A 3,391-nucleotide genomic window follows, 5' to 3' on the forward strand; every position below is an offset into this window, starting at 1 on the left:
CCCTGGTCACAATTCGAGCGGGTGACTAAGCGATATGTCTTAGTAAGTGCGTACATTCTTGGGTTGTTTGTCGGGTATTTTAGTTAGTCTAACTCTGGGCCGTCAGAAGATGGCTCGTTTTGTCGTTGCTGTGGCAGTGGCTGTTGCTGTTGTTCTTGCACTCTTATATCAAAGTTGATCAGCTTTTGTGTTTCTTGTGGTGAAAGGTGATTGTGTATTACTTTGTATTCTTCGTTATCATCTACTTTATAAGCACTAAAAGCCGATTGATTATCACTTTTGCGCCAAACAGTCAGACGCTGCATACCTTCTCTCATCAACAAATTTAATTGATAAGCCATGCCTTCATAGACTCGACCGCCAATAGTATCTTGTCCCTTTGTAACGATAATATTCATTAGTGCAGGAATGAGAGACTTTTTAACAACCTGATTATTTTCAGTCTCAACCGATTTTGACTGTTGGCTGTCAACAAAAGGCAGTTTGCGTTCTTTAGTTTCTAATATCTGCTGCAAGAATGTCTTTTTCTTTTCATTGATCAAATCTTCAACTCTTGTTGAGTTGTTTATATCAGGTGTTTCCTCGGATTTATTTAAACCAAATTTTTGAGCGTACTCTTGGTAGTATTTTTCCTTAAGGGATTGCCTGTAATCTTCAGTAATTTGAGCATTTTGGGACAGGTCTAAAGTATTTCTCACCTCACCAATAATATTTTCGCGCTGTGTGGGGTCTAGTGCGGGGGTTATTGACGGTGAAGGTGGGTGTTTCTCCATCATCAGCGCCAGTCTGTAGGCCATTTGGTTGTCAGAAAAGCCACTGTTGCGGTTGATGATAGTAATGGTTTCGGCTACTGAGCTAGATTGCATAGCGATTACAATTCTAATTCCTGTGAATTAGTAGTAGGTTGTTGTGGAGTGTGAGATTTCTGGGAATGTACTTCAACCTTGGGCGTATAAGTATTGTTAATAATCTGGCTACGAGTATTGAGCAAATCTTGAATCATATCACTCAAAGGAGGAAGTGAGATATTCGTTTGCCCTTTATTGTGCTGCTCGAATTGACTTTGAAGGAGAATTTTCTGGTAAAGTTCACGTTGCTCCCCAATAGTCAGCTTGCCAGTAGTGACAAGTTTTTCCCGTAAAGGGTTGTTGTACTGATTGGCAACACTAGACCAAGTATTATTAGTTTCTAAACCTTGCCAATGAGAGGCAATGTCAGGGTGAAGAGGCACGGGTGTATCACGTTTTGGGTCAGAATAAAACTGTGGCTGTGCTTCTTTTTGAACGTGCGATCGCAAATCATTAACAATGTGGGCTAATGGTGGAAGCACAATATCAGTACGCCGAAAGTGATTTATCTCGCTCCAGGCAAGATTTTGAATCTGCTGGTAGAGTTCACGCTGTTCACCAACAGTTAATTTTCCAGTTTCCTGAATTTTAGATTGAAATTCTAAATGTCCTTGCGCTACAGTCTCATCACTTGAACCATCTTTTTCTAACTGCTCCCAATATTGTTTTAAAACTGGATGTAGTGGTAGCACAGCGTTATCTAAGTTAGAAGAAAGATTGGATCGTTTTGTTGGTTGTGATGGTGTTGTGCTATTAGGTGTAGTTGAGTGTGATACAGCGTTCTGTTGTTTTGGAGAATTAGAGCTTACTCCTTGTAGGTTTGATTGTGTCTTGCGATCTGGTGCGTTGGGCGTAGATTGAGTAGATTGGTGTGACTGATCATCGTTTAAATTACGGTTAATTTCGGGGTGAACGGGCAAGTCGATGTCACGAGTGTCTGTCGGGTTGCCAAATAATGCTTTGTAATTAATATGCAGTTTTTGAGCCAACAGTCTTAACTTCTCCAAATCAGCTTCAGTGATAGCCATCGCTTGGACTTGATGAGTCATACCAGTGTCAGTTTTCTCAAACTGAAAGCGAACAGCTTCCCGATTTGTACCATTGTGTTCAGTTTTGAGTAATTGCAGAGTAGATGTATTGTCACTAGTTTGCCGAAAAATAATCCGGTAATTGCCCAAGGTTAAGTCGTCTTTCTCGAAGCTAGTAATAGTTTGTGTGAGAATTTTTAATACCTCGTTTTCTTTGAAACTTTCTAAAATATTGTGTGTGCCTTTAGGAGAGACTGAACCAACGACAGAAGCTATTTTGCGAGGGTCTTCATCAACGGAGGGCAATTCTTTACCAGCTTTGAGGTAGTCAGCCACTAACAAAAACTCTTGCCTTTCAATAGGCAGAATGTTAATTTGTTTTTCTCTCCAAATTTTTTGTTCAGACTCTATTTCTGTGTAAGAAAGTTTAATATTGCCTACGTGTCCCCATTTATCAGCTTGAAAAGTCATTAACTCTACATCATCATGACGACGAGAGATACTGTATTTATCAGCGCCATGATTCTTAATTACAAAAGCATCAGCATGGTAGATTTTGCCACTGGTCTGCTGTTGTTCATTTTTAGCCTCAACACCATATTTTTTTAACAAAGTATAAGCAGCAAAAGCTATTTGTTTATTCTCGCTAGCTTCTAGACGCTTTCTAAAAAAATTAGGCTCATAAAGTGTAACATTTTCTTTTTTAGCCCAAGAACTAATGCTTTTTGTGTTTTGTGAAATTACAGGCGATTCAGGTGCTTGGGCTGACTCTGGGGCAACATCTACATGAATAATGTCTGAATCAATAACTTTTATATCTATAATTTGTGAACCAAGGTCAATAGGTGATTTAGCACGACTTTTTTTAAATACACCAATGTTTGGTTCTAATTCGGGAGCATCTGTCACAGTAGAATCTCCTTTTTGTTGATCAATTGTTTTGACTGTGCCATCTTTGAGCTTGATAGTAAAACGTAAGCTATCAAGTTGATTTTGATGCCATTCTTCTAGAGCTATAGCCCCGGCAGATAGCTTTTCAAAACTTTCTCCTCCCTGCGTGACTATAAAATCATCTACACCCTTATCTGGCCCTGGCAGCGTTACTACTTTAACGACAGCACCAAATTCTTGTAATAAGCTTCCTGTTTTCCAAATATCTCTTTGGATATTGAGCTTAGTTTCAGGCTTAGTTTCATAATCAAAGCAGATTTTGATTTCTCTACTCGAAGTTGCGAAAACAGCTAACTCATCAGCCAGATAGGAATCACCAATTTTCTTGCCCCACTCGTTTTTAGGTGAGCGATAGCCGGAGGAAATTCCCGGTAGTCCGATGGCTGCGTGACCATGTGATAGTAGACTAGCCGCCTTCTTCGCACCCTCTGTAATGACAAGTGGGATATTGTGTTTGCACACACAATACCAAAAACCACTCAAGCGATCGCTATCGCTGGGGTTTACTCCAGCTTTTGAGTAAATATTTTGGGCAATCACGCCTGGGACATCTAGCAAGAAAAT

The 3,391-nt window shown here is 39.8% G+C and carries 2 protein-coding genes; both read right to left on the bottom strand.

Annotation, left to right across the window (positions count from 1 at the left end; translation table 11 throughout):
- Positions 1–83: 83 nt before the first annotated feature.
- On the bottom strand, positions 84–866 hold the full coding sequence (locus H6G26_RS40040) for a hypothetical protein (RefSeq protein WP_190737502.1): 783 nt from the start codon (positions 864–866) through the stop codon (positions 84–86).
- Between the two features lie 5 nt (positions 867–871).
- Positions 872–3,391 (bottom strand): DUF3854 domain-containing protein (locus H6G26_RS40045; protein WP_190737504.1); only part of this gene is annotated, 2,520 nt, incomplete at its 5' end.

It is taken from the genome of Nostoc sp. FACHB-888, assembly GCF_014696655.1.
Lineage (GTDB): Bacteria > Cyanobacteriota > Cyanobacteriia > Cyanobacteriales > Nostocaceae > Nostoc.